The sequence below is a fragment of the Thermobifida sp. genome (assembly GCF_017577275.1).
Lineage (GTDB): Bacteria > Actinomycetota > Actinomycetes > Streptosporangiales > Streptosporangiaceae > Thermobifida > Thermobifida fusca.
This window is the reverse complement of record NZ_PITY01000020.1, coordinates 1-21,794: the sequence shown is the minus strand read 5'-3', so window position 1 is coordinate 21,794 and position 21,794 is coordinate 1. Positions and strand designations below refer to the sequence as shown.

The 21,794-nt window shown below is 68.9% G+C and carries 18 protein-coding genes and 2 tRNA genes; 12 read left to right on the top strand and 8 right to left on the bottom strand.

Annotation, left to right across the window (positions count from 1 at the left end; translation table 11 throughout):
- The first annotated feature begins 219 nt into the window (after positions 1–219).
- The 5 genes from CW348_RS05260 to CW348_RS05240 all read left to right on the top strand — a co-directional run bounded on the left by CW348_RS05260 (position 220) and on the right by CW348_RS05240 (position 7,141).
- Entirely contained in the window at positions 220–1,173 is a 954-nt protein-coding gene (locus CW348_RS05260) for a YdcF family protein (RefSeq protein WP_016188382.1), read from the top strand.
- A 96-nt stretch (positions 1,174–1,269) separates the two neighbouring features.
- Positions 1,270–2,502, top strand: coding sequence for a deoxyguanosinetriphosphate triphosphohydrolase (locus CW348_RS05255; protein WP_104612885.1), 1,233 nt, complete (start codon positions 1,270–1,272; stop codon positions 2,500–2,502).
- Positions 2,503–2,664: 162 nt separating this feature from the next.
- The gene (gene dnaG, locus CW348_RS05250) at positions 2,665–4,527 is read left to right on the top strand and encodes a DNA primase (RefSeq protein WP_104612884.1); all 1,863 of its coding nucleotides are present in this window, start codon (positions 2,665–2,667) and stop codon (positions 4,525–4,527) included.
- 94 nt (positions 4,528–4,621) lie between these two features.
- Positions 4,622–5,701: an RNA polymerase sigma factor RpoD gene (gene rpoD / locus CW348_RS05245; RefSeq protein ID WP_081430395.1), complete on the top strand. Its 1,080-nt coding sequence runs from the start codon at positions 4,622–4,624 to the stop codon at positions 5,699–5,701.
- A gap of 84 nt (positions 5,702–5,785) precedes the next feature.
- Entirely contained in the window at positions 5,786–7,141 is a 1,356-nt protein-coding gene (locus CW348_RS05240; RefSeq protein WP_011291315.1) for a glycoside hydrolase family 18 protein, read from the top strand.
- A gap of 12 nt (positions 7,142–7,153) precedes the next feature.
- Here the strand turns inward: CW348_RS05240 and CW348_RS05235 are convergent, their stop codons facing one another.
- The 3 genes from CW348_RS05235 to CW348_RS05225 are packed head-to-tail and all read right to left on the bottom strand — an operon-like array spanning position 7,154 to position 8,488.
- A complete protein-coding gene (locus CW348_RS05235) occupies positions 7,154–7,618 on the bottom strand; it encodes a pyridoxamine 5'-phosphate oxidase family protein (RefSeq protein WP_011291316.1) in 465 nt (154 codons plus the stop codon).
- 22 nt (positions 7,619–7,640) lie between these two features.
- Positions 7,641–8,138, bottom strand: coding sequence for a hypothetical protein (locus CW348_RS05230; RefSeq protein WP_011291317.1), 498 nt, complete (start codon positions 8,136–8,138; stop codon positions 7,641–7,643).
- Positions 8,139–8,182: 44 nt separating this feature from the next.
- Entirely contained in the window at positions 8,183–8,488 is a 306-nt protein-coding gene (locus CW348_RS05225; RefSeq protein ID WP_011291318.1) for a hypothetical protein, read from the bottom strand.
- A gap of 183 nt (positions 8,489–8,671) precedes the next feature.
- Here CW348_RS05225 and CW348_RS05220 point away from each other — a divergent pair.
- The 3 genes from CW348_RS05220 (at position 8,672) to CW348_RS05210 (ending at position 11,582) form a co-directional block, all read left to right on the top strand.
- A tRNA-Asn gene (locus CW348_RS05220) sits at positions 8,672–8,744 on the top strand.
- A gap of 703 nt (positions 8,745–9,447) precedes the next feature.
- Positions 9,448–9,792, top strand: a complete 345-nt coding sequence (locus CW348_RS05215) for a helix-turn-helix transcriptional regulator (protein WP_011291319.1) — start codon at positions 9,448–9,450, stop codon at positions 9,790–9,792.
- Positions 9,789–11,582: a SulP family inorganic anion transporter gene (locus CW348_RS05210; protein ID WP_104612882.1), complete on the top strand. Its 1,794-nt coding sequence runs from the start codon at positions 9,789–9,791 to the stop codon at positions 11,580–11,582. The genes CW348_RS05215 and CW348_RS05210 overlap by 4 nt, the downstream gene beginning before the upstream one ends.
- Positions 11,583–11,659: 77 nt before the next feature.
- Here CW348_RS05210 and pcaD read toward each other — a convergent pair whose 3' ends face one another.
- Together pcaD and CW348_RS05200 are read right to left on the bottom strand one after the other, a co-directional pair.
- Positions 11,660–12,442, bottom strand: coding sequence for a 3-oxoadipate enol-lactonase (gene pcaD, locus CW348_RS05205; protein WP_011291321.1), 783 nt, complete (start codon positions 12,440–12,442; stop codon positions 11,660–11,662).
- Between the two features lie 740 nt (positions 12,443–13,182).
- Positions 13,183–14,358, bottom strand: coding sequence for an acetyl-CoA C-acyltransferase (locus tag CW348_RS05200; RefSeq protein ID WP_011291322.1), 1,176 nt, complete (start codon positions 14,356–14,358; stop codon positions 13,183–13,185).
- Positions 14,359–14,588: 230 nt separating this feature from the next.
- Between CW348_RS05200 and CW348_RS05195 the strand changes: the two genes are divergently transcribed.
- A complete protein-coding gene (locus tag CW348_RS05195) occupies positions 14,589–15,278 on the top strand; it encodes a dihydrofolate reductase family protein (protein ID WP_038043428.1) in 690 nt (229 codons plus the stop codon).
- Positions 15,275–15,736: a dCMP deaminase gene (locus tag CW348_RS05190; protein WP_011291324.1), complete on the top strand. Its 462-nt coding sequence runs from the start codon at positions 15,275–15,277 to the stop codon at positions 15,734–15,736. The genes CW348_RS05195 and CW348_RS05190 overlap by 4 nt, the downstream gene beginning before the upstream one ends.
- Before the next feature lie 37 nt (positions 15,737–15,773).
- Here CW348_RS05190 and CW348_RS05185 read toward each other — a convergent pair whose 3' ends face one another.
- On the bottom strand, positions 15,774–18,290 hold the full coding sequence (locus CW348_RS05185) for an RNA helicase (protein ID WP_011291325.1): 2,517 nt from the start codon (positions 18,288–18,290) through the stop codon (positions 15,774–15,776).
- A gap of 421 nt (positions 18,291–18,711) precedes the next feature.
- Here CW348_RS05185 and CW348_RS05180 point away from each other — a divergent pair.
- Positions 18,712–18,785 (top strand) — tRNA-Ile (locus tag CW348_RS05180).
- Positions 18,786–18,973: 188 nt separating this feature from the next.
- Here the strand turns inward: CW348_RS05180 and CW348_RS05175 are convergent.
- Positions 18,974–19,351: a hypothetical protein gene (locus tag CW348_RS05175; RefSeq protein WP_011291326.1), complete on the bottom strand. Its 378-nt coding sequence runs from the start codon at positions 19,349–19,351 to the stop codon at positions 18,974–18,976.
- 173 nt (positions 19,352–19,524) lie between these two features.
- On the bottom strand, positions 19,525–19,998 hold the full coding sequence (locus CW348_RS05170; protein WP_016188390.1) for a MarR family winged helix-turn-helix transcriptional regulator: 474 nt from the start codon (positions 19,996–19,998) through the stop codon (positions 19,525–19,527).
- A gap of 286 nt (positions 19,999–20,284) precedes the next feature.
- Here CW348_RS05170 and ctaD point away from each other — a divergent pair.
- Positions 20,285–21,794: cytochrome c oxidase subunit I (ctaD, locus tag CW348_RS05165; RefSeq protein WP_287463367.1), on the top strand; the 1,510-nt coding region annotated here is incomplete at its 3' end.

Below are 21,794 nucleotides of genomic sequence, written 5' to 3'. Positions count from 1 at the left end.
ATTTGGGTGTTTCGGCTGTGACCTTCTCGTAGCATTGTCCCCGGGAAGCGGCCGTACCGGACAGGAATCCGGTGCCGCGCTCTCCCGACCAGGGTGCCGTCAGACCGCACACGCGGACGCGCCAGGGGTACTCCGGCCCACCGTCCGCAGGCCTGCACAGCACCGTTGGCACGGCCCGGGGTGCGGTACCGCACAACCGTGCTCGATCGGCTAGGGGGTGTGAAGGTGCGCACGACCGGTGACGGGCCTGAGAAGGCGGGCCACCACGGGGCCGACGAGGAGGCCACCCGGGTCTTCACACGGCTCTCCACCTTCGAGCCGGACGCCCGCGACCTCCGGGACGACGCGGACCACCCCGGCGACGACCACGCGCGGACGTTCCGCCGGATCAGTGGGGGAGCCGAAGCGGCCGCGCCGCCCGAGCCCGCGCCTACGCGCACGTTTACGCGGGACACCCTTTCCTTACCAGGCCGCGACGGGCCCCCTGACGAGCCTGACCGCCTCGAGGACCCCCGGACCCTGCGGCGCCCCGCCCGCACCCGCCGCCCGCGCAGCATCGGGCGGATAGTGCGGCGCACTGTGGCGCTGCTGGTGCTCACCGTGATCCTGCTGCCGTGCGCGACCTGGGCTTGGGTGTGGTACACCGCGCGGCAGGACGAACGCCCGCCCTCCGATGCGATCGTCGTGCTGGGCGCCAGCCAGTACAATGGCCGCCCTTCTCCGGTCTTCGAGGCCCGCCTCCGCCACGCCGCCCACCTGTACGAGGAAGGGGTGGCGCCCACCGTGGTCACCGTGGGCGGCAACCAGCCGGGCGACAACTTCACCGAGGGCGGCAGCGGTGCCCGCTGGCTGGTCGAACAGGGCGTGCCTGCAGACAGCGTCATCCCGATCGGCAAGGGCAGCGACACGTTGGAGAGCCTGGAGCTCGTGGCCCAGGTCTTCGAAGAGCGAGGCTGGCGCACCGCGGTCATCGTCAGCGACCCGTGGCATTCCCTGCGCTCCCGGGAGATCGCCGAAGATTTCGGGATCGAAGCCGCCACGTCCCCGGCCCGCTCCGGACCGGCTGTCCTCGAACGGGAAACCCAACTGTGGTACATCACCCGCGAGACCGCGTCGCTGTGGCACTACTGGATTTTCGGGGAGAGCGCCGCGGTCCGCGTCGACGCCCTGTGACCCCGACACCCCGGCATACCGCGGGAATCCCGGACTTCCTGCGCTAACGCTCCTAAAGTAGGGCGGAGAACACCAGCGCAGTGTTGTGGGGTGCCCATGGCTGGTAACCCGGGGGACGGCTACCGCGACCACGACCGGCAGCGGTGGGCTGCGGAGCCGCCGAAACGCCGGTCCCGCAGCGACTTCGCCCGCGACCGGGCCCGCGTGCTGCACAGTTTCGCGCTGCGCCGACTCGCCGCGAAAACCCAGGTGGCCCAGCCAGGGGTCAGCGACTTCCCCCGGACCCGGCTCACCCATTCGCTGGAGTGCGCCCAGATCGGGCGGGAGCTCAGCGGCACGCTCGGCTGCGACCCGGACCTGGTGGAAGCCGCCTGCCTCGCCCACGACCTGGGGCATCCGCCGTTCGGGCACAACGGGGAAGCCGCGCTGGACCGGGCCGCGCGCCCGTGCGGCGGATTTGAGAGCAACGCGCAGAGCCTGCGGCTGCTCACCCGCCTGGAAGGGAAGGTCTTCACCCCCGAGGGGCGGAGTGCCGGACTCAACCTGACCCGGGCGACGCTGGACGCCACCCTCAAATACCCCTGGCGGCGCGGGGAAGCCGGCGAGACCGCCAAGTTCAACGTCTATGCCGAGGACAGCGACGTGTTCGCGTGGATCCGCCAGGGGGAGGTGGGGCGGCGCACCTGTCTCGAAGCGCAGGTCATGGACTGGGCTGACGACGTGGCCTACTCGGTCCACGACTTGGAGGACGGACTGTACACGGGGCAGCTCTCCTTGGCCGCGCTCCACAGCCCCGCCGAGCGGAGCGAGGTGTGCCGGACCGCAGCCGCGCACTACTCCGACGCTGAGCCAGCGGAACTGGAGGAGGTGTTCGCCCGCCTGATGGCGCAGGAGTGCTGGCCGCGGTCGCTCAGCGGCGACCTGCCGTCGCTGGCGGCGTTGAAGAACCTCACCAGCGAGCTGATCGGACGGTTCTGCCGGGCCGCGGAGCGGGCCACGCTGGAGAAGTACGGTTCGGCACCGCTGACCCGCTACGCCGCGGAACTGGTGGTGCCCCGTGAGCAGCGCATGGAGTGCGCCCTGCTCAAAGCAGTGACCGCGCACTACGTGTTCCTGGTAGACGAAGAGGACCGCTATGCGCGGGAGCGGCAGGTGGTCACGGAGCTCGTCGAGGCGGTTGCCGCGGGCGCGCCCGCCACGTTGGAGCCGCAATTTCAGGCAGACTACGCGGCAGCCCAGGACGATGCCGCCGCGCTGCGCGTGGTGATCGACCAGGTGGCGTCGCTCACCGACCTTTCTGCCCTCTCCTGGCACGCTCGCCTCTGCTGACCGGGGCTGCGCTGCGGCCGCTAAGCCCCGCCCCAGAAATCTGTCATTGCAACCTTGCCCGAAGCAGCGACTGTGGGCGGGAGCCCTGCATGGCCCGCGCCCACAGCAGGGCTTCCACCCCCATCCCACCCGAGCCCGGCCGCAACGAATACCCTGGCTTCCGTGGCCGGTCGAATCAAAGATGAAGACGTCGCACTGGTACGGGAGCGTTCCCCTATCGCCGACGTGGTCGGCGAATACCTCCAGCTGCGCAACGCCGGCGGCGGCTCCCTCAAAGGCCTGTGCCCTTTCCACGACGAGAAGACCCCCTCGTTCAACGTCACCCCCGCACGCAACCTCTGGTACTGCTTCGGCTGCGGGGAAGGCGGCGACGTCATCTCCTTCATCCAGAAGATCGAACACCTGAGCTTCGTCGAAGCCGTCGAGCACCTGGCGCGGGCAGCGGGCATCCAGCTCCGCTACGAGCAGGGCGGCTACGTCCCCCGCAACGAGCAGGGGCAGCGCCAGCGGCTGGTCGACGCCCACCGGGTCGCCGCCGAGTTCTACGCCGAGCAGCTGCTGAGCCCGGAAGCGCAGGCGGGCCGCCGCTTCCTCGTCGAACGCGGCTTCACCCGGGCCGATGCGGAGCACTTCGGCGTGGGATACGCTCCCGCCTCCTGGAATGCGCTCCTGTCCCATCTGCGTGCCAAAGGTTTCACCGACCAGGAGATCGTGCTCGCCGGACTGGCCAGCCAGGGGCGGCGCGGCCCCTACGACCGGTTCCGCGGCCGCCTCGTCTGGCCGGTGCGGGACCTCAGCGGGGACGTCGTCGGCTTCGGGGCGCGCAAACTCGACCCCGAGGACACCGGGCCCAAATACCTCAACACCCCGGAAACCCCGCTGTTTAAGAAGGCCAGCCTCCTCTACGGGCTGGACTTGGCCAAGAAAGAGATCGCGCGCCAGCGCCAGGCCGTGATCGTGGAAGGCTACACCGACGTGATGGCCTGCCACCTGGCTGGCGTCACCACGGCGGTCGCCACCTGCGGCACCTCGTTCGGAGAAGAGCACCTCAAGATCCTGCGGCGCCTCCTGCTGGGCCGCTCCGAGTTCGGCGGCGAAGTCATCTTCACCTTCGACGGCGACCAGGCAGGGCGCAACGCGGCCCTGCGCGCCTTCGCTGAAGAGCACGGATTCGCCTCAGAGACGTTCGTCGCCGTGCAACCCGACGGGCTCGACCCCTGCGACCTGCGGGTCCAACGGGGCGATGCGGCGGTCCGCGACCTGATCGCCGCGAAGCAGCCCTTGTACGAGTTCATGATCCGCAGCAAGTTCGAGGGCTACAACCTGGACACCCCGGAGGGGCGGCTGGCTGCCTTGGACGCGGCCGCGCCGATCGTGGCGAGCATCCGCAACGCCGGGGTGCGCCGCCTCTACGGGGTCAGCCTGGACCGCTGGCTGGGCATCATGGACGAAGAATTCGTCCACCGGCGGATCCAGGAGCACATGCGCCGGGCCCGCGGCCGCCGGGTCCCGCCCAAACCGGCCACTGCCGCACCCGCGCCCCGCTACGACCTGCGCGACCCCGTGGTGCAGCGGGAGCGTCTCGCCCTCAAACTCGCGGTGCAACACCCCCTGCTCTGCTCCGGTTTCGACCACCTGGACGCTGACATGTTCACCGTGGAGCAGCACCGCGACGTGTTTCACCTCATCCAGAAAGCGGGCGGCACCCAGTCCGTCCAGGACCCGGCGCTCTGGGCCGGACAGTTGCGGGAGACGGCCCGTAACGAAGCGCAGCGGACTTTCCTCACCCAATTGGCGGTGGAGCCGATCGAGATTTACGGGGAACTCGACGAGTACCGCGCCCAAGAGATCATCAGCACAATCAGAATTCATTCCATCAACCGACAGATCACAAACCTCAAATCTCGCCTGTCCCGGCTCGACCCGGTCGCGGACGCCGAGGAATACCAGCGGATTTTCACCGAACTCATGACCGCTGAACAGCAGAAACGTATGATGCGAGAGCGTTTTGGGGGAGCTATGTGACATAAAGGTGATAAAATTCAATCCCTCTACTCCGGGAAAACGCAGGCACACTATAAGAGTGGTTTTTCCGGTGTCACCTAAGAGGGCGTCGTCGATGCGAGATACGGCGGCTGAGATCGTGGAAAGGAGAACGCCCGCTGGCCCCGCGGCCGCGGTGGAACGCAGTGGCGGTCCTCCTGTCGAGGCGGTCGGGGGAGAACCGGAGTACGTGGACCGCGACGATTTCGCGGAGCACCCCGAAACCCGCACCTCCTCGGGCGACATCGTCCACGCCTATCTGCGAGAAATCGGCCGAGTCCCCCTGCTCACGGCTGAAGAAGAAGTCGAACTCGCCAAAGCCATCGAAATCGGCCTCTACGCCGAGCAGAAACTGCGCGCCGCACGCACCGGTCCGGTCCCCGCACAGTACTCCCCTGAATGGTTTGAGGACCTCAACGAGCTCGTCCGCGAAGGAAAACTCGCCAAACGCCGCCTGATCGAATCTAACCTGCGCCTGGTGGTGTCGGTCGCCAAGCGCTACCTGGGCCGCGGTCTGGCCCTGCTCGACCTGATCCAGGAGGGCAACCTGGGGCTCATCCGCGCGGTGGAGAAGTTCGACTACACCCGCGGATACAAGTTCTCCACCTACGCCACCTGGTGGATCCGGCAGGCGATCACCCGCGCCATCGCGGACCAGGCCCGCACCATCCGGGTCCCCGTGCACATGGTGGAGAGCATCAACCGGCTGGCCCGCACCCGCCGCCGCCTGCACCAGGAGCTCGGCCGAGAACCGACCTTGCACGAGCTCTCCCGCGAACTCAACGTCGACCACGACCGGGTCGTGGAAATCCACCGCGTCTCCCAGGAGCCCATTTCCCTGCACACGCCGATCGGCGAGGAAGACTCCGCGTTCGGCGACTTCATCGAGGACACGGACGCAGTCCCGCCGGTGGAGGCCGCGGCGTTCGTCATGCTCCAGGACCAGTTGGCTCAGGTCCTGGGCGGGCTTTCAGAACGGGAGCAGCGGGTGATCACGCTCCGTTTCGGGTTGGAGGACGGAAAACCGCACACTCTTGAAGAGGTGGGACGGAAGTTCGGCGTGACCCGGGAACGCATCCGGCAGATCGAGTCCAAGACGCTCGCGAAACTCCGGCAGCCCTCCCGAGCGCGCATCCTCCGCGACTACCTGGGATAAGCGGTGGGAAGAAACAGGTAATGCGCCGCGACTAATAGTGGTATGTCGCGGACATTCCGTCACGGGGCGGGATACGTTGAAACCATGGCGGGTCGACACCGGATTCTTCCAGCACGGCGCCGTACCTTTGCACCCACCTGGGTCGTGCTGCTGGTCGCGGCCGGCGTGGTGGCCCTGTGCGGCGGGGTCGTCGTGCTCCTCGGCCCGCGCCTGGGGAACTGGTGGACCAGGCCCACGGCGGAGCGGATCGCCTACTTCGCTGACTGGAATACCGCCAACCGCGGCTACACGATCAAAGACGTGGACGAGAGCGGGGCTGCCGCACTCCTGGACCGGCTGATCTGGGCGTTCGGGGATGTGAGCGAAGACGGGCTGTGCCACATCCCCGCTGAGGCGGACCAGCCGTGGCAGATCTTCCAGCGCCGCTACGAGGCCGCGGAAAGCGTGGACGGCCAAGCCGACACCTACGAGCAGCCGCTCGCCGGGAGCCTCAACCAGTTGCGCAAACTCCAGCAGAAGTACCCGGACTTGCGCGCCAGCATCTCGCTGGGGGGATGGAACTGGTCCACGTACTTTTCCGAGGCGGTGCGGACTCAGGAGTCCCGGGAGCGTTTCGTCGCCTCCTGCATCGACCTGTGGCTGCGCGGCAACCTGCCCCGCCTCGAGGGGGAGCCGCAGGGAGGCGAAGGGGTCGCCGCAGGGATTTTCGACGGTATCGACCTCGACTGGGAGTGGCCGGGCGGCAACGGCCATCCCGACAACGTCGAGCACCCCGACGACAAGCGGAATTTCACCCTCGTCGTGCAGGAGTTCCGCGCCCAGTTGGACGCCTTGGAACGCGAGACCGGGCGGGAGTACACCCTGTCGGCGTCCCTGAGCCACGACCCGAAGATCATGCGGGACAGCTACGAGCCTGAGGTCTTCGACTACCTGGACTTCGCTACCGTCCAGGGCTACGACTTCACCGGGTCGTGGCGGGACATCACCGGCCACCACGCGCAGTTGTACGCGCCTGACCAGGATCCCGACCAGCCCAGCGTCGACCGGGCAGTCCGCCAGTACCTCGACTACGGGCTGCCCGCCGAGAAGCTCGTGCTCGGCATCCCCGGCTACGGTCGCGGCTGGCGCGGGGTGCCGCCGGGGCCCAACGGCGACGGGTGGCTGGTCGAAGCGGAACAGCCGGCGGAAGGCGGCTACGGGGAGGCGACACACGCCTACGAAACACTGGAGCAGCATCCCGGGGAGCGTTTCTTCGACCGCGAGACCGGGGCCGCGTGGATCTACGACGGCGACGAGTGGTGGTCCTACGACACCCCGGAAGTGGTGCGCCGCAAAGGCGCCTACGCCGTCCGCCACGGCCTGCGCGGCCTGGTGCTGTGGAACCTGGACATGGATCCGGAAGGGGAGCTGGTCGCCGCGATGGCGGAGTCGCTGCGCTGAACCCGCTTGGAGCTAGCGGCGCACGAACCGCTGCACCCCCGATCCGGCCCGCCACAGTTCGATGACGAGTTCGTCGCCGTCCACCGAGGTCAGCACGGCGTCGTGGAGGTCCAGCCGGAACAGGTGGAACGGCCCGGGCGGTACCCCGTGCTGGCGGAACGCGGCGATCTCTTCCGGGTCGGTCACCTCGATGGCGCGCCCGGACAGTTTGGCGTCGCCCGCGGCCATGGAGCCGTCGCCGGGGTTGGCGTGCAGGGCGAACCGGCCGTCCCGTTGCAGGTCGCGGGCTTTGACCGCGCCGGGCATGGAGCCCAGCATGAGGTCGGGGCCGTGGAACACCACTTCGGTACCGCTCACCCGGGGAGACCCGTCTTTGCGGAGGGTGGCGAGGACGTGGTGCCGGTGGGCGGTGAAGCGGGCGCGCACCGCGGCGGCGAGGCGCGGGGCTTCTGCGGCGAAGGATTCCCAAGTGGCCATGGATCTCCCTTCGGGAGCGGGGTTACACGCCGGTCTGCTCGCGGAGCCGGGCCAGGGCGCGCTGGGTGCGCTGGCGGATCTCGGGGGATTCCGGGTCCACGCCCTCGTCGTAGCGGAGCTGCCAGGTGATGTCGGTGCTCCCGGGGGCGCGTCGCGCAATGAACCGGACCCCGGGAGCGCCTTCGACGTCAGACAGCAACGGCACGTGGCGGGAGACCACGATGGTGGCGGTGACTCGTTCGTAGACGGCTTGGGCGAGGCGGCCCGGCCGGGGCAGGGGGATGACCTCTTCGGGTTCGTCTTCGGTGGTGAGCACCAGGCCGGTGTCGTCCCAGCGGGCCTGGTCGATGCGCTCCCACGGGATGCGCCGCCCCTCCGGCAGGTGCAGGGCGGCCGTGGTGGCGACGACCGCTGTCCCGTTCTCGGTCCACGCGTGGGCGATGATCCGCTCCCCGGGAGCGAGGTCGAGTCGGGCACGGATCTCGGAGGGCAGAGCGTGTCGGCGGAGCCAGCGCAGCATGGTCCTACCGTAGTCCGTGCCCGACGGTCAGCACACGGAGGCGCCTAGTCGCGTGCCGCGGTGCCGGAGGCGGCTTCGATCCGGTCGAGCTCGGCCTCCTCTTCCGGGGTAGGGCTGGCCAGGAAGTCGCGCACGGAGGTGACCGGGAGTTTCTCGGAGAGTTTGTCGTAGACGGTCTTGCTGGCGTCGGTCACCTGGGACCGCACCCGGTCGGCTGTCTCTCGCACCGTGGGGTTCTCGACGAGGCTGCGGGCCGCGCGGGCGATCTGCTCGTACCGTTCCCGTCCGGCTTTGGCGCCGAGGATGTAGCCGATAGCGAACCCGGCGATAAAGACGATCCGATAGCGCATGCGGTCCTCCCGAGACGATGAATTCGTGCCGTGATCCACGCTACCCGCAGTGGTTGCCGCAGGACAGGAGGCGACATTCGGGGCGGGGGAACTGCGGGGGAGGAAAATCTGTCACGAGCACTCTCCAGAGTGCGCTACGCTAGTGGTGTCACTGCGGGGAACACGAACCCCACAGCAACGCAGTCCCGCGTAGCTCAATTGGCAGAGCAGCCGGCTGTTAACCGGCAGGTTATTGGTTCGAGTCCAATCGCGGGAGCAACGACAGTGAGGACGCGGTCCCGCGTCAGCGGTGGATAGCGTCATCTCCTGCAAGTTCCGCACGTCGAGGCTCTTGCCCTGAGGCGAGAGCCTTTATCGTGACTGCTGGTTCCCGATTCGGCCTTCGCGTGGGCGGGCACACTGGCGTGCCGCCGCGGGAATCCGGGCATCGGTTGCCGCTTTATCTCCGGCAGTGGGTCTCCAGCAGTGATTCCCGGTGGCAGGGGCCCGTGGCCTTGAGGACGCAGCCCAGGCACCGGGGAGCGCTGTAGCTGGGTGACCGCTCTGTCTTTCGCATTCTCTCGGGGAGTCGAGCGCTTTCTTCTGCGGGCTGTTCCCAGGTCCGGAGCCGGCGCTTTCCCGGGGAAGGGCGGCGTGCCGAGTCCGAGAGGCCCGCGGGACTCCGCGAGTCGAGCCCGGGGCTTGTGTCTCCGGGTGGGGCCAGCGCGGGGCAGGAGGCGGCGCGGCACTGGTGCACGACCGCTGGCCTTTTCTCGCTGCAGAACCGGTGGGACAGGGACCGACGGAGTGCGCTGCCGTGTCCCTGCTGCGAGCGGCTTCTGCTACCACGGGCGATCCCCTCAACGCAAGTGGCAGGAGTCACTTTCGTTCTTCTTGATTTGAAGAATTTTTCATGTTCATACATTCTTGATCCCGACATACCTCCCCACATCCCCTCAAAAGTGAAAAGAGAATCAAACGTGCCGGTACCGCTCTACCAGGCCAAGGCGGAGTTCTTCCGCACGCTTGGCCATCCGGTTCGGATCCGGGTGCTGGAGCTGCTGCAGGAGGGGCCCCGCCCGGTCCACGAACTCCTTGCCGACATCGGTGTTGAAGCGTCCAACCTTTCCCAGCAGTTGGCGGTGCTGCGCCGCACCGGTCTGGTGGTCTCCCACCGCGAAGGCAACGTCGTGCGCTACGAGCTGAGCGCCCCACAGGTCGGCGACCTGCTGCGCGCCGCGCGCACCATCCTCACCAGCATGCTGGTCGACCAGGGGGAACTGCTGGCCGAGCTCCGCGAAGCAGAACGGGAGGGGCAGCGGTGAACCTTCCCGTCCTCTCCCGGGACAGCGCCCTGCGCCCTGTCCTCGACCGTTTCCGCGTGATGATTCCGGCCCGCGCCGACCTCGCCCGGATGCGGCACGCACCGGGACGCAACCTGCTGGCCGGGGTGACCGTCGCCGTGGTTGCCCTGCCGCTCGCCCTGGGCTTCGGGATCTCCTCCGGGCTCGGAGCTCAGGCCGGGCTGGTCACCGCGATCGTCGCGGGTGCCCTCGCCGCGTTCTTCGGCGGCTCCAACCTGCAAGTCTCCGGCCCCACCGGGGCGATGACGGTGGTGCTGGTGCCCATCGTCGCCCAGCACGGACCCTCCGGAGTCCTCACCGTCGGGCTGATGGCGGGCCTCATGCTTGTCCTGCTGGCCCTGCTCCGCGCCGGCCGCTACGTCCGCTACATTCCCGCCTCCGTGGTGGAAGGCTTCACCATCGGCATCGCCGCGGTGATCGCCCTGCAGCAGGTGCCCGCTGCCCTGGGCGTGCCCGTTCCGGAAGGCGACAGGGTGCTCGTCGTGGCGTGGCAGGCGGTCCTCGACTTCGCGGCCCACCCGGAGTGGACCGCGGTCGCGATCGCTCTCGGCGTGGTCGTGGTGATGCTCGTCGGTGCCCGCTGGCGGCCCACAGTGCCGTTCTCCCTGATGGCTGTCGTGCTCGCCACGGTCCTCGTGGAAGTCACCCCGCTGCACGCGGAACGGATCGGGGACCTGCCCGCGGGCCTGCCCGCCCCCTCCCTTGGTTTTCTCGACCTCTCCCAGGTGGGCACACTCGTGGCCCCGGCCGCGGCGGTGGCGGCCCTGGCCGCGTTGGAGTCGCTGCTGTCGGCCACCGTCGCCGACGGGATGAGCGTCAACCAGCGCCACGACCCCGACCGGGAACTGTTCGGCCAGGGCGTGGCGAACATCGCCGCCCCCCTCTTCGGCGGGGTCCCCGCCACCGCGGCAATCGCCCGCACCGCAGTGAACGTGCGCTCCGGGGCGAGCTCGCGGCTGGCAGCGATCACCCACGCCCTCGTCCTCGCCGGAATCGTCTACCTGGCCGCGCCCCTCGTGGAGCGGATCCCGCTGGCGGCCCTGGCTGGAGTGCTGCTGGCCACAGCGGTGCGCATGGTCGAAGTGGGCTCGGTGCGCGCCATGGTCCGCGCCACCCGCTCCGACGGGGTCGTGCTGGTGCTCACCGCGGTCGTCACCCTCACCGTCGACCTCGTGGTCGCGGTGCTGGTCGGCATGCTCGTCGCCGGTGCGCTCGCCCTGGCGTCGCTGGCCCGCAACGCCAGCCTCGACCAGGAGGAGCTGGCCCGGCACCTGCCCCCGGGCGACCACACGGAAGAGGAGCGGGCCCTCCTGGCCAAGCACATCGTCGCCTACCGGATCGACGGTCCGCTGTTCTTCGCCGCCGCCCACCGGTTCCTGCTGGAACTCAGCGAGGTGGCCGACGTGCGGGTCGTCATCCTCCGCATGGCCCGGGTCAGCACGATCGACGCCACCGGGGCCCAGGTTCTCGGGGATGCCGTGGACCGGCTCCAAGCCCGCGGCATCACCGTCATGATGTCCGGTCTGCGCCCGGGACAGTTGCGTCCGCTGGAGTCCCTGGGCACCCTCCCCCGGCTGCGGGAGGCAGGCTGCGTCTTCGAGACCACCCCCGAAGCGATCCAAGCCGCCCTGACCATGCTCCACCACGCCGGGGTGATCCCCTCCTCACTGCGGTCCGCGGAGGCCGCACCGCAGGGCGCCGCGATGCTGTCCTCGCCGGGACACCAGGCCCCCGCCCCGGGGAAGGCCTGACCGCCGGAGACCCAGGCGTTCAAGCGGGGCCCGAGCGGCACGCGCCGCTTCGGGCCCCGCGGTGTGCACCCCGTGCTTCAGGCAGCAGCGGACGACCGGCCGAAGTGGTCGAGGAGCAGTTCGTTGACGAAGGTCGCCTGCTCCCACGACGCCAGGTGGGCGGCGTCCGGGATGACCTCCATGCGGGCGTTGGGGATGCGCGACGCGATGAGCTCGGCGTGCTCCGGCGGGGAGGTGGGATCCAGTTTGCCCGCCACGACCAGGGTGGGCGCGGTGATCGAAGGCAGCCCCGGAAGCAGGTCCATGGTCTGGATGGCGTTGCAGCAGCCCACGTACCCCTCGTCGGGGGTGTTCGCGATCATGTCGATGAACAGGGACACCGTCTCAGGGTCGCGTTCCGCATAGGCGGGGGTGAACCAGCGGGATACCACGGTCGGCGCGATCGCGGCCGTGCCTTGAGTGCGCACTGTCCGGATGCGCTCCTCCCACGCTTCCGGCGTGCCGGGGGGTGTCGCCGACGTGCACAGCAGGGCCAGGCGGTCGATCCGTTCCGGGGCGTTCGCGGCCAGCCACATGCCGGTCATCCCGCCGATGGACAGGCCCGCGAAGTGGGCGCGCTCCACTTTCAGCCGGTCGAGGAGCCGCAGCACGTCAGAGCCGAGGTCCGCCATGGTGTAGGGCGCGGGGGGAACCGGGGAGGAGCCGTGGCCGCGGAGGTCGTAGCGGACGACGCGGAACTGTCCGGTGAGTCCCGCCATCTGCGGATCCCACATGTCGAGGCGGCTGCCCAGCGAACCGCTGAGCACGACGACGGGCCCGTCTTCGGGACCGTCCACGGTGTAGTGCACATCAACACTCATAGCCTTGACCTTTCTGTGCGGAACGGGTGTTCCTGGTGAGCGAGCCGGAAGGTCCCGCAGGGTCGAATATGGCGGTTGCCGCAGCGGGAAGGGACTGGCCGGGCATGGGAAACCTGTGGCCTTCCCCGCTCTTCCAACCCTTGGGGGATACCCGGGCAGGCCACCGTGCACAACCCCGACAGTGGGAAAGCGGACTGCTGTCTCGGATCCGGCAGGCGGGCGGGGAGACCAGGCTGCGGGGAGGCCCGCTGCTGTGCGGAGCGGCCGGGCCCGTCCCGGTCGACGGGCATGCGGGCCGCCGCGCGCCACGAAGACCGGGAAGTGGGACATGATCGGCCTGCGGTGCCCCGCGGGCGCGGGTCGGGTCCGCCGTGGACGACGAACGGCGGGCCGCGGGGCACCGGGCGCAAGCCGCGCCACCACGACGACTACCCCCACGGAGCGGTCATGCCCGTGATGCCGGTCACAGTGCAGGCCCGGGGTGGTTGGCTGGTGCCGCTCCGCTCACGCACACTCTCATGGGCGCTCTCCTCCTGGCTGGGGCGGAAACAGTGCGGAGACTGCTCCGCCTACGGCACACATCCCCGGGAGGCCCCGGGGCGCGGGCGGTCTCGGCCCGTGCGCTGGCACGGCGCCGCCCTGCTCGCTCCGCCGCTACCCACGAGGAGCGCGGAGGGGACATGCCCGGGTCAGCATTCCGGAGAGTGCGGCGCGCCCGTGCCGAACGTGCCCGGTGGCGCTTAGCGGTGCAGCACTACGGCGAGGCCCTGGCCCACGCCGATGCAGATCGCGGCCAGCCCCCACCCGCCGCCGCGGCGGTGCAGTTCGTGGGCGAGCGTGCCGACGATCCGGGCACCGGACGCGCCCAGGGGGTGGCCGATGGCGATGGCGCCGCCGTTGGGGTTGACGATCTCCGGGTCCAGGTCCGGCCAGAGTTTCAGGCAGGCCAAGGACTGGGCGGCGAACGCTTCGTTGAGTTCCACCACCGACAGGTCGTCCCAGCCGATCCCGGCGCGGCGCAGCGCGATCTCGGCTGCCTGGACCGGGCCGATTCCGAAGACGTCGGGGTCGACTGCGGCGACCCCGCGGCTGACAATCCGGGCCAGCGGCTCGCGGCCGACCCGTTCAGCTGCTGCCGCGTCCCCGATGAGGAGCGCGGCCGCCCCGTCGTTGAGCGGGGAGGCGTTGCCCGCGGTGATCGTGCCGTCGGGGCGGAACGCGGGTTTGAGCGCGGCCAGTTTCTCCGCGGACGTCTCCCGGATGCTCTCGTCCCGTTCCAGTTCCGCGCCGGGGATTTGGGTGATCTCCGCGTCGAACACTCCTTCCGCCCAGGCGCGGGCTGCGCGCTCGTGACTGCGGAGCGCGAAAGCGTCCTGTTCGGCGCGGCTGATGCCGTACGTGGCGGCGACCTGCTCGGTGCTCTCTCCCAGGGAGACGGTCCACTGCTCCGGCATGGCCGGGTTGACCATCCGCCACCCCAGCGTGGTGGAGTACAGGGTTTCGTGGCCGGTGGGGAAGCCCTGAGCGGGTTTGGGGAGCACCCAGGGTGCCCGGCTCATCGACTCCACACCCCCGGCCACCGCCAGGGAGGCGTCGCCCACGGCGATCGCGCGGTTGGCGGCGATCACGGATTCCATGCCGGAACCGCACAACCGGTTCAAGGTCACGCCCGGCACCGAGGTGGGCCAGCCCGCGAGCAGCGCGGCCATGCGGGCCACGTTGCGGTTGTCCTCCCCAGCCCCGTTCGCGTCGCCGAAGAAGACGTCGTCGACCGCGGCGGGGTCCAGCCCGGGGGAGCGTTCCGCGAGCGCGCGCAGGACGTGCGCGGCCAGGTCGTCGGGGCGGATCCCGGACAGTGCGCCACCGTACCGTCCGAAGGGGGTGCGTACCGCGTCGAGGATGTACACGTCGGTCATGGGCACTCCTGATGTACCGGCAACGAAAAACCACCAGTAACATACCGTCCGGTCAGTTTGTGGCGTGGGGTGAGTGGCTCCTCACCCCGGACAGGTGATCCAGGCTGCCGGTCCCGTGCCGTTATCCGCCCAGTCCACGGTGACGGCACGGGACCCCGCGGCCCGCAGCAGACGGGGGCACCCCCGCGGCCTGTGCCGCATTGCGCACCGTCCCCGCTAGCCTGGGCGGCATGTCAGGCGAACGCCCCCGGGTCATCCTCAGTTGCGCCATGTCGGTGGACGGCTATATCGACGACGCCTCCCCTGAGCGGCTGCGGCTCTCCACCGAAGCCGACTTCGATGAAGTCGATGAACTCCGCGCCTCCTGCGACGCGATTCTCGTCGGCGCCGGCACGATCCGCGCCGACAATCCGCGGCTGCTCGTGCGCTCCCCTGAACGGCAGCAGCGCCGCCTCGCCGCAGGACACCCCGCCCACCTGCGCAAAGTCGTGCTGAGCACCAGCGGGGACCTGGACCCCGCGGCGCGGGTCTTCACCACCGGCGACGCCGGCTGCCTGCTCTACGTTGCCGACCACGCAGCAGAAGCCGCCCGCCACCGGTTCGCCGGAACCGCGGGCGTGGAGGTCGTGGCCGCCGGAGCCCCCGACCTCGACCGCGTCCTTGCCGACCTGGCCCGCCGCGGCGTGCGCCGACTCCTCGTGGAAGGCGGCGGAGCCGTCCACACCGCCTTCCTCACCCGCAACCTCGCCGACGAACTGCGGCTGGCTATCGCCCCCTTCTTCGTCGGCGACGCCCGCGCACCCCGGTTCGTCCACCCCGCCGTATTCCCGCACCGCCCCGGCCAGCCCATGCGGCTGGTTTCTGCCCGGAACGTGGCCGGAATGGCGGTCCTCCACTACGTCCTGCGGGAGGAGCAGTGACCACACCCACCGAACGTGATCTGCGCCTGCTGCGCACCGCTGTCGACCTGTCCCGCTCCTGCCCGCCGTCGTCCACCGCGTTCTCCGTCGGCGCGCTGATCGTCGCCGCCGACGGCACCGTCCTCGCCGACGGCTACTCCCGCCGGGACGACCCCCACGACCACGCCGAAGAAGTGGCGCTGCGCGCGGTCGCCGCCGAGGATCCGCGCCTCGCCGCAGCCACCCTCTACAGTTCGCTGGAACCGTGCAGCACCCGGGCCTCCCGGCCCCGGTCGTGCACCAGCCTCATCCTGGACACGCCGATCCCCCGCATCGTGTTCGCCTGGCGGGAGCCCGAACTGTTCGTGGACTGCCGCGGCGCCGAACTGTTGCGCGCCGCGGGCCGGGAAGTCGTCGAAGTCCCCGAACTCGCGCCGCTGGTGCGGCAGGTCAACGCCCACCTGCTCCGCCGCGCATGACCGGGCACGGCCGTGCCCGGTGGGCGCTGCCGCGGTCTTAGAAGGAGTCCTTGCGGTCCACTGCGACCACGTGCACCACTGCGCGTCCTTCCTCGTCGGACGCGGTCAAGTCCACGTGCGCGGTGATCCCCCAGTCGTGGTGGCCTTCCGGGTCGTCGAAGATCTGCCGGACCTCCCAGTGGTCCTCGTGCTCGGTGATGAGCAGCAGGTGCGGGCCGCGCGCGTCCGGACCGGTCCCCAACGTCTCGTGCTCGGCGTAGTAGGCCTCCATCGCCTCTTCCCACGCCTCGGCGTCCCAGCCGTCTTCGCCGTCCAGTTCGCCCAGCTCCGCGTAGCGGCGGAGCGCTGCCAGCTCCACCCGGCGGAACATCTCGTTGCGCACCAGCACGCGGAAGGCGCGCTGGTTGGCGGTGACCGGCTTGGGCTTGGTCTCCACGGGGGCGTCCGTGTCCTGCTCCTGGCTCGGATTGGTGAGCTGCTCCCACTCGTCCAGCAGGCTGGAGTCGACCTGGCGCACCATTTCGCCCAGCCATTCGATCAGGTCCCGCAGCTCTTCTGTCTTGATGTCCTCGGGGACGGTCTGCGTCAGCGCCTTGTACGCGCTGGCGAGGTAGCGCAGGACCAGGCCTTCCGAACGGGCCAGCTCGTAGTAGCCGATGTAGTCGGTGAAGGTCATCGCGCGCTCGTACATGTCGCGCACCACCGACTTGACCTGCAGCGGATGGTCGCCCACCCACGGGTGGCCGCGCCGATAGGTCTCGTAGGCGTGCTCCAGCAGGTCCTCGAGCGGCTTGGGGTAGGTGACCTCCTCCAGCCGCGCCATCCGCTCCTCGTAGTCGAGCCCTTCGGCCTTCAGCCGCTGCAGCTCCTCGCTGCGCGCCTTGTTGAGCTGGGCGGCGAGGATCTGCCGGGGGTCGTCGAGGGTGGACTCGACTACGCTCACCACGTCCAGCGCGTAGTGGGGCGAATCCCGGTCCAGCAGTTCGAACGCGGCCAGCGCGAACGGGGACAGCGGCTGGTTGAGCGCGAAGTCGGGCTGCAGGTCGACGGTGAGCCGCGCGGTGCGGCCCTCCTCGTCCGGCTCTTCCAGCCGTTCTACGATCCCCGCGTCCAACAGGGACCGGTAGATCGCGATCGCTTCGCGGATGTGGCGGCGTTGCTTCTTGGGGTCGTCGTGGTTGTCGGTGAGCAGACGGCGCATGGCCGCGAAGCAGTCGCCGGGGCGCGCGATCACGCTGAGCAGCATCGCGTGCGAGACCTTGAACTGGGAGACGAGCGGCTCGGGCTGGGCGTTGATGAGCTTCTCGAAGACGGCCTCGTCCCAGCCGACGAACCCTTCCGGCGGCTTCTTGCGGACCACCTTGCGCCGCTTCTTCGGGTCGTTGCCCGCCTTAGCGAGGGCACGCTCGTTCTCCACCACGTGTTCGGGGGCCTGCACCACCACGTTGCCGACCGTGTCGAATCCGGCGCGGCCCGCGCGGCCCGCGATCTGGTGGAATTCGCGGGCGGTGAGCCGGCGGACCCGGGAACCGTCGTACTTGGACAGTGCGGTGAACAGGACGGTACGGATCGGCACGTTGACGCCCACGCCCAGCGTGTCGGTGCCGCAGATGACTTTGAGCAGGCCCCGCTGGGCGAGCCGCTCCACCAGCCTGCGGTACTTGGGCAGCATGCCCGCGTGGTGCACGCCGATTCCGTGCCGGACGTAGCGGGACAGGTTGCGGCCGAACCGGGTGGTGAACCGGAAGTTGCCGATCTCCTTGGCGATGGCGGCCTTCTCCGCTTTGGAGCACATGTTGATGCTCGTCAGCGACTGGGCGCGCTCCACCGCCGCGGCCTGCGTGAAGTGCACGATGTAGACGGGCGCCTGCTGGGATTCCAGCAGTTCTTCCAGCGTTTCGTGCAGCGGTGTGGTCCGGTACGAGTAGTACAGCGGCACCGGCCGTTCCGCGGAGGCGACGACGGTCGTGTCGCGTCCGGTGCGGCGGGTCAAGTCTTCTTCGAACCGGCTGACGTCCCCCAGGGTCGCCGACATGAGCAGGAACTGGGCCTGCGGCAGTTCCAGCAGCGGCACCTGCCAGGCCCACCCCCGGTCGGGGTCGGCGTAGAAGTGGAACTCGTCCATGATGACCGTGCCGATGTCGGCGTCGGCGCCGTCGCGCAGGGCGATGTTGGCGAGCACTTCAGCGGTGCAGCACACGATCGGCGCATCAGAGTTGACGCTGGCGTCGCCGGTCATCATGCCGACGTTCTCGGTGCCGAAGATTTCGCACAGGTCGAAGAACTTCTCCGAGACCAGGGCTTTGATGGGGGCGGTGTAGAAGCTGCATTCGTCGCGGGCCAGGGCAGCGAAGATCGCTCCGGTGGCCACCAGGCTCTTCCCGGAACCGGTGGGAGTGTTGAGGATCACATTGGATCCCGACACCACTTCGATGAGGGCTTCCTCCTGGTGGGGATAGAGGGTGAGCCCCCGTTCCTCAGCCCAGGACGCGAAGGCGTCGAACAGGGTGTCGGGATCAGCGGTGCCGTCAGGGAGATGATCGATGAGGCTCACACTTCCATACTGCCTGCTTTCCGCACCTGATCGTGCCGTATCGGCGGGGGAGTCCGGGAAAGAGGCGGGAATACCGCCGAGCGCCTTCGCTGGAGCGACAAGGGGGTGGGCCATCCAGGGGAAGGGACAGGCGGGGAGCAGCGTTGTCCCAGGTGAATCCGGGCTGTCGGGGTGTGTCCTGCGGGGCGCTAGGGCGGGTGCTGTCCCCCGTAGGGGAGACCGTGGGGAGACCCGTCGGACCGGAGGGGACGGGCCGTCGAGGACCGGTGCTTGAGCAGAGCGTCGGACGCGGCCGGGGCGGCAAGTCGGTTTTTCCTGCCCGCAGCGCAAGGCACCCCCTGATAGAATCGCGGACATCCTGGCCGATCTGTCATCGGTTGGATGTGCGGAGCCCGCCTTCCCCGGGCCCGGTGTCTCGCGCGGGCCGGTAGCTCAGCTGGTCAGAGCAGGGGACTCATAATCCCTGGGTCGCGGGTTCAAGTCCCGCCCGGCCTACCCGTCTTTTCCGGCGGGATGCCCGCAAAACGTTCTTTTCTCGCACCCACCGATTCGTGTCACCGCTGCTTCCGGTGCTTTTCTGTGTCTTCGGCTGGGGCGTACCTGTCTGCGCACGGTAGCAGAGGAGCAGACGCTGGTGCTTAGGCGGGGCAGGGGCGCGGTCCCTGCCGTGGCCTCGGATGCGGTCAGCCGTCGCCGACGTGGCGAAGGACGCCGGAGCGGTCCAGGGCGTACCGGCAGCGGCCGCCGCCGCGGACCGGCAGGGTGATCCCTTCGCTGAGCCGCTCCACCGAGAGAGCGGACAGGTCGATGTGCTCCCCGTCGAGCGGCCCGCCGTACAGCTCTACTTTCTGCTGGCCGCGGCTGAACCGCGGCAGGTGGCGGGGGAGCAGGGTCAGGCCGAAGCCGAGGACCAGGACGAGGCCGGCGGCGACGGCCCACCACAGGTGGCCGAAGTACACCCAGCCGTACATGAGGCTGGGGACCGCGAGGAAGATGCCGAAGACCACCCCTTTGGGGATCGGTGTGGGGGCGGTGACGGTGTTGGGACGTCGGTGTGCCATGTTCTCGCCTCCCATTGGGCCCCTACCCGGCAGGGCGAAGGACCCAGCCAACTAAGGACTTAGTGCCCAAATCGTTAGTGCACTAATTGATAGCGTGGATGTTATCCCGGGGGTGGACAGCGCAGACACCGGGTGGGCCGAAAGGAAGAGACCGGGGAGAGGGGATGGCGGGCTTAAGACTCGGCGTCAGTCAGATCGGCGCTCGTGGCGGCCGCATTGAGGCGGGAGAGCACGGCGTTGAGGTGGCGGAGTTCTTCCGGGTCCATGCCCAGCAGGCGCATCATCCGCTCCGGGATGTCCCGGGCCTTCTCCTGCATCTCGCGGCCGGCGGGCGTGAGTGTCACCATGAGCCGCCGTTCGTCGTCCGGGTTGCGCTCCCGGCGCACCAGCCCCGCTGCTTCCAGGCGTTTGAGCAGCGGGGAGAGGGTTGCGGAGTCCAGTTCCAGCAGGGTGGCCAGCTCCTTGACCGACACGGGGGCGTACTGCCACAGCGCGAGCATCACCAGGTACTGCGGATGGGTCAGGCCCAGGGGGGCCAGCACCGGACGGTAGAGCGCGACCACGTTGCGCGCCGCGATGGTCAGCGCAAAACAGACCTGGTTCTCCAGGGCGAGCGGATCGCCGAGGCTGGAATCGCTGCTGTTCACAATCCTCACCCCCACTGAGGGCCTCCCCAGACCCTGTGTAGCATCCTACAAGTAATTAGGACGCGAATTATTTGTGCGTTAATTCTTTGTCTGTCATTGCCTGTCTGGAGCGTGGCGCGTCCCGGCAGAGCCCTGCCGGGCACCCCGGGACGAGGCGGGCGACCCGAAGGGGAGATGAATCGTGGCCACACAGGTTGCGACGGCACCGAAGCCGTCGGTCCGGGCCCGGCCCGGCTCAAAGATCATCAGCGTGATCACGACGACTGACCACAAGGTGATCGGGAACATGTACCTGATCACCTCGTTCGCGTTCTTCCTGCTCGCCGGAGTCATGGCGCTGCTGATCCGGGCCGAGTTGATGTACCCGGGCATGCAGCTGATGAACAACGAGACCTACAACCAGTTGTTCACCATGCACGGCACGATCATGCTGTTCCTGTTCGCGACCCCGCTGTTCGCGGGTTTTGCGAACGCGCTCGTGCCGCTGCAGATCGGCGCGCCTGACGTGGCTTTCCCCCGCCTCAACCAGCTCGGGTACTACCTGTACCTGTTCGGCGGGCTGATCACGATCGCCGGGTTCATCACGCCCGGCGGTGCGGCGAGCTTCGGCTGGTTCGCCTACGTGCCGCTCTCGGATGCGGTGCGGTCCCCCGGCATCGGCGGCGACTTGTGGATCCTCGGCCTGGCGCTGACCGGCCTGTCCTCGATCCTGGGTGCGGTCAACTTCATCACCACGGTCGTGTGCATGCGCGCCCCCGGCATGACCATGTTCCGCATGCCGATCTTCACGTGGAACGCGGCGCTGACCGGTGTGCTGATCCTGCTCACCTTCCCCGTGCTCACCGGTGCCTTCATCGCCCTGCTCGCCGACCGGATCGTCGGCACCCACGTGTTCGACCCCGAGCATGGCGGGCCGATCCTCTACCAGCACCTGCTGTGGTTCTTCGGCCACCCGGAGGTCTACATCTTGGCCTTGCCGTTCTTCGGCATCGTCACCGAGATCCTCCCGGTGTTCAGCCGCAAGCCGATCTTCGGCTACAAGAGCCTGATCGGCGCCACCATCGCGATCGCCGGGCTGTCGGGAACCGTGTGGGCGCACCACATGTTCCCCACCGGCGCGGTGCTGCTGCCGTTCTTCTCCTTCATGACCTTCCTCATCGCGGTGCCGACCGGCGTGAAGTTCTTCAACTGGATCGGCACCATGTGGGGCGGCCAGCTCACCTTCGAGTCGCCGATGCTGTTCTCCATCGGCTTCATGGTCACCTTCCTCTTCGGCGGGCTGACCGGCATCATGCTCGCGTCGCCGCCCATGGACTTCCACGTGACCGACTCGTACTTCGTGATCGCCCACTTCCACTACACGCTGTTCGGCACTGTGGTGTTCGCGATGTTCGCGGGCTTCTACTTCTGGTGGCCGAAGCTCACCGGCAAGATGCTCAACGAGACGCTGGCCAAGTGGCACTTCTGGACGCTGTTCTTCAGCTTCCACGGCACCTTCCTCGTCCAGCACTGGCTGGGCGCGGAAGGCATGCCGCGCCGCTACGCGGACTACCTGCCGTCGGACGGGTTCACCCTGCTCAACCAGATCTCGTCGGTGTCCTCGTTCGTCTTGGGCATCTCCACGCTGATCTTCTTCTGGAACGTCTGGGTGACCGCGAAGAAGGCGCCGAAGGTGACCGTGGACGACCCGTGGGGCTACGGCTGCTCGCTGGAGTGGGCGACCTCCTGCCCGCCGCCGCGGCACAACTTCGTCTCGCTGCCGCGGATCCGCTCTGAGCGGCCCGCCTTCGACCTGC

Bases quoted from the DNA above. Each gene is read 5' to 3' on its own strand.
- CW348_RS05255 (WP_104612885.1), top strand. From the start codon at position 1,270: ATGGCTGGTAACCCGGGGGACGGCTACCGCGACCACGACCGGCAGCGG.
- rpoD (WP_081430395.1), top strand. From the start codon at position 4,622: ATGCGAGATACGGCGGCTGAGATCGTGGAAAGGAGAACGCCCGCTGGC.
- CW348_RS05240 (WP_011291315.1), top strand. From the start codon at position 5,786: ATGGCGGGTCGACACCGGATTCTTCCAGCACGGCGCCGTACCTTTGCA.
- CW348_RS05235 (WP_011291316.1), bottom strand. From the start codon at position 7,618: ATGGCCACTTGGGAATCCTTCGCCGCAGAAGCCCCGCGCCTCGCCGCC.
- CW348_RS05230 (WP_011291317.1), bottom strand. From the start codon at position 8,138: ATGCTGCGCTGGCTCCGCCGACACGCTCTGCCCTCCGAGATCCGTGCC.
- CW348_RS05225 (WP_011291318.1), bottom strand. From the start codon at position 8,488: ATGCGCTATCGGATCGTCTTTATCGCCGGGTTCGCTATCGGCTACATC.
- pcaD (WP_011291321.1), bottom strand. From the start codon at position 12,442: ATGAGTGTTGATGTGCACTACACCGTGGACGGTCCCGAAGACGGGCCC.
- CW348_RS05200 (WP_011291322.1), bottom strand. From the start codon at position 14,358: ATGACCGACGTGTACATCCTCGACGCGGTACGCACCCCCTTCGGACGG.
- CW348_RS05195 (WP_038043428.1), top strand. From the start codon at position 14,589: ATGTCAGGCGAACGCCCCCGGGTCATCCTCAGTTGCGCCATGTCGGTG.
- CW348_RS05175 (WP_011291326.1), bottom strand. From the start codon at position 19,351: ATGGCACACCGACGTCCCAACACCGTCACCGCCCCCACACCGATCCCC.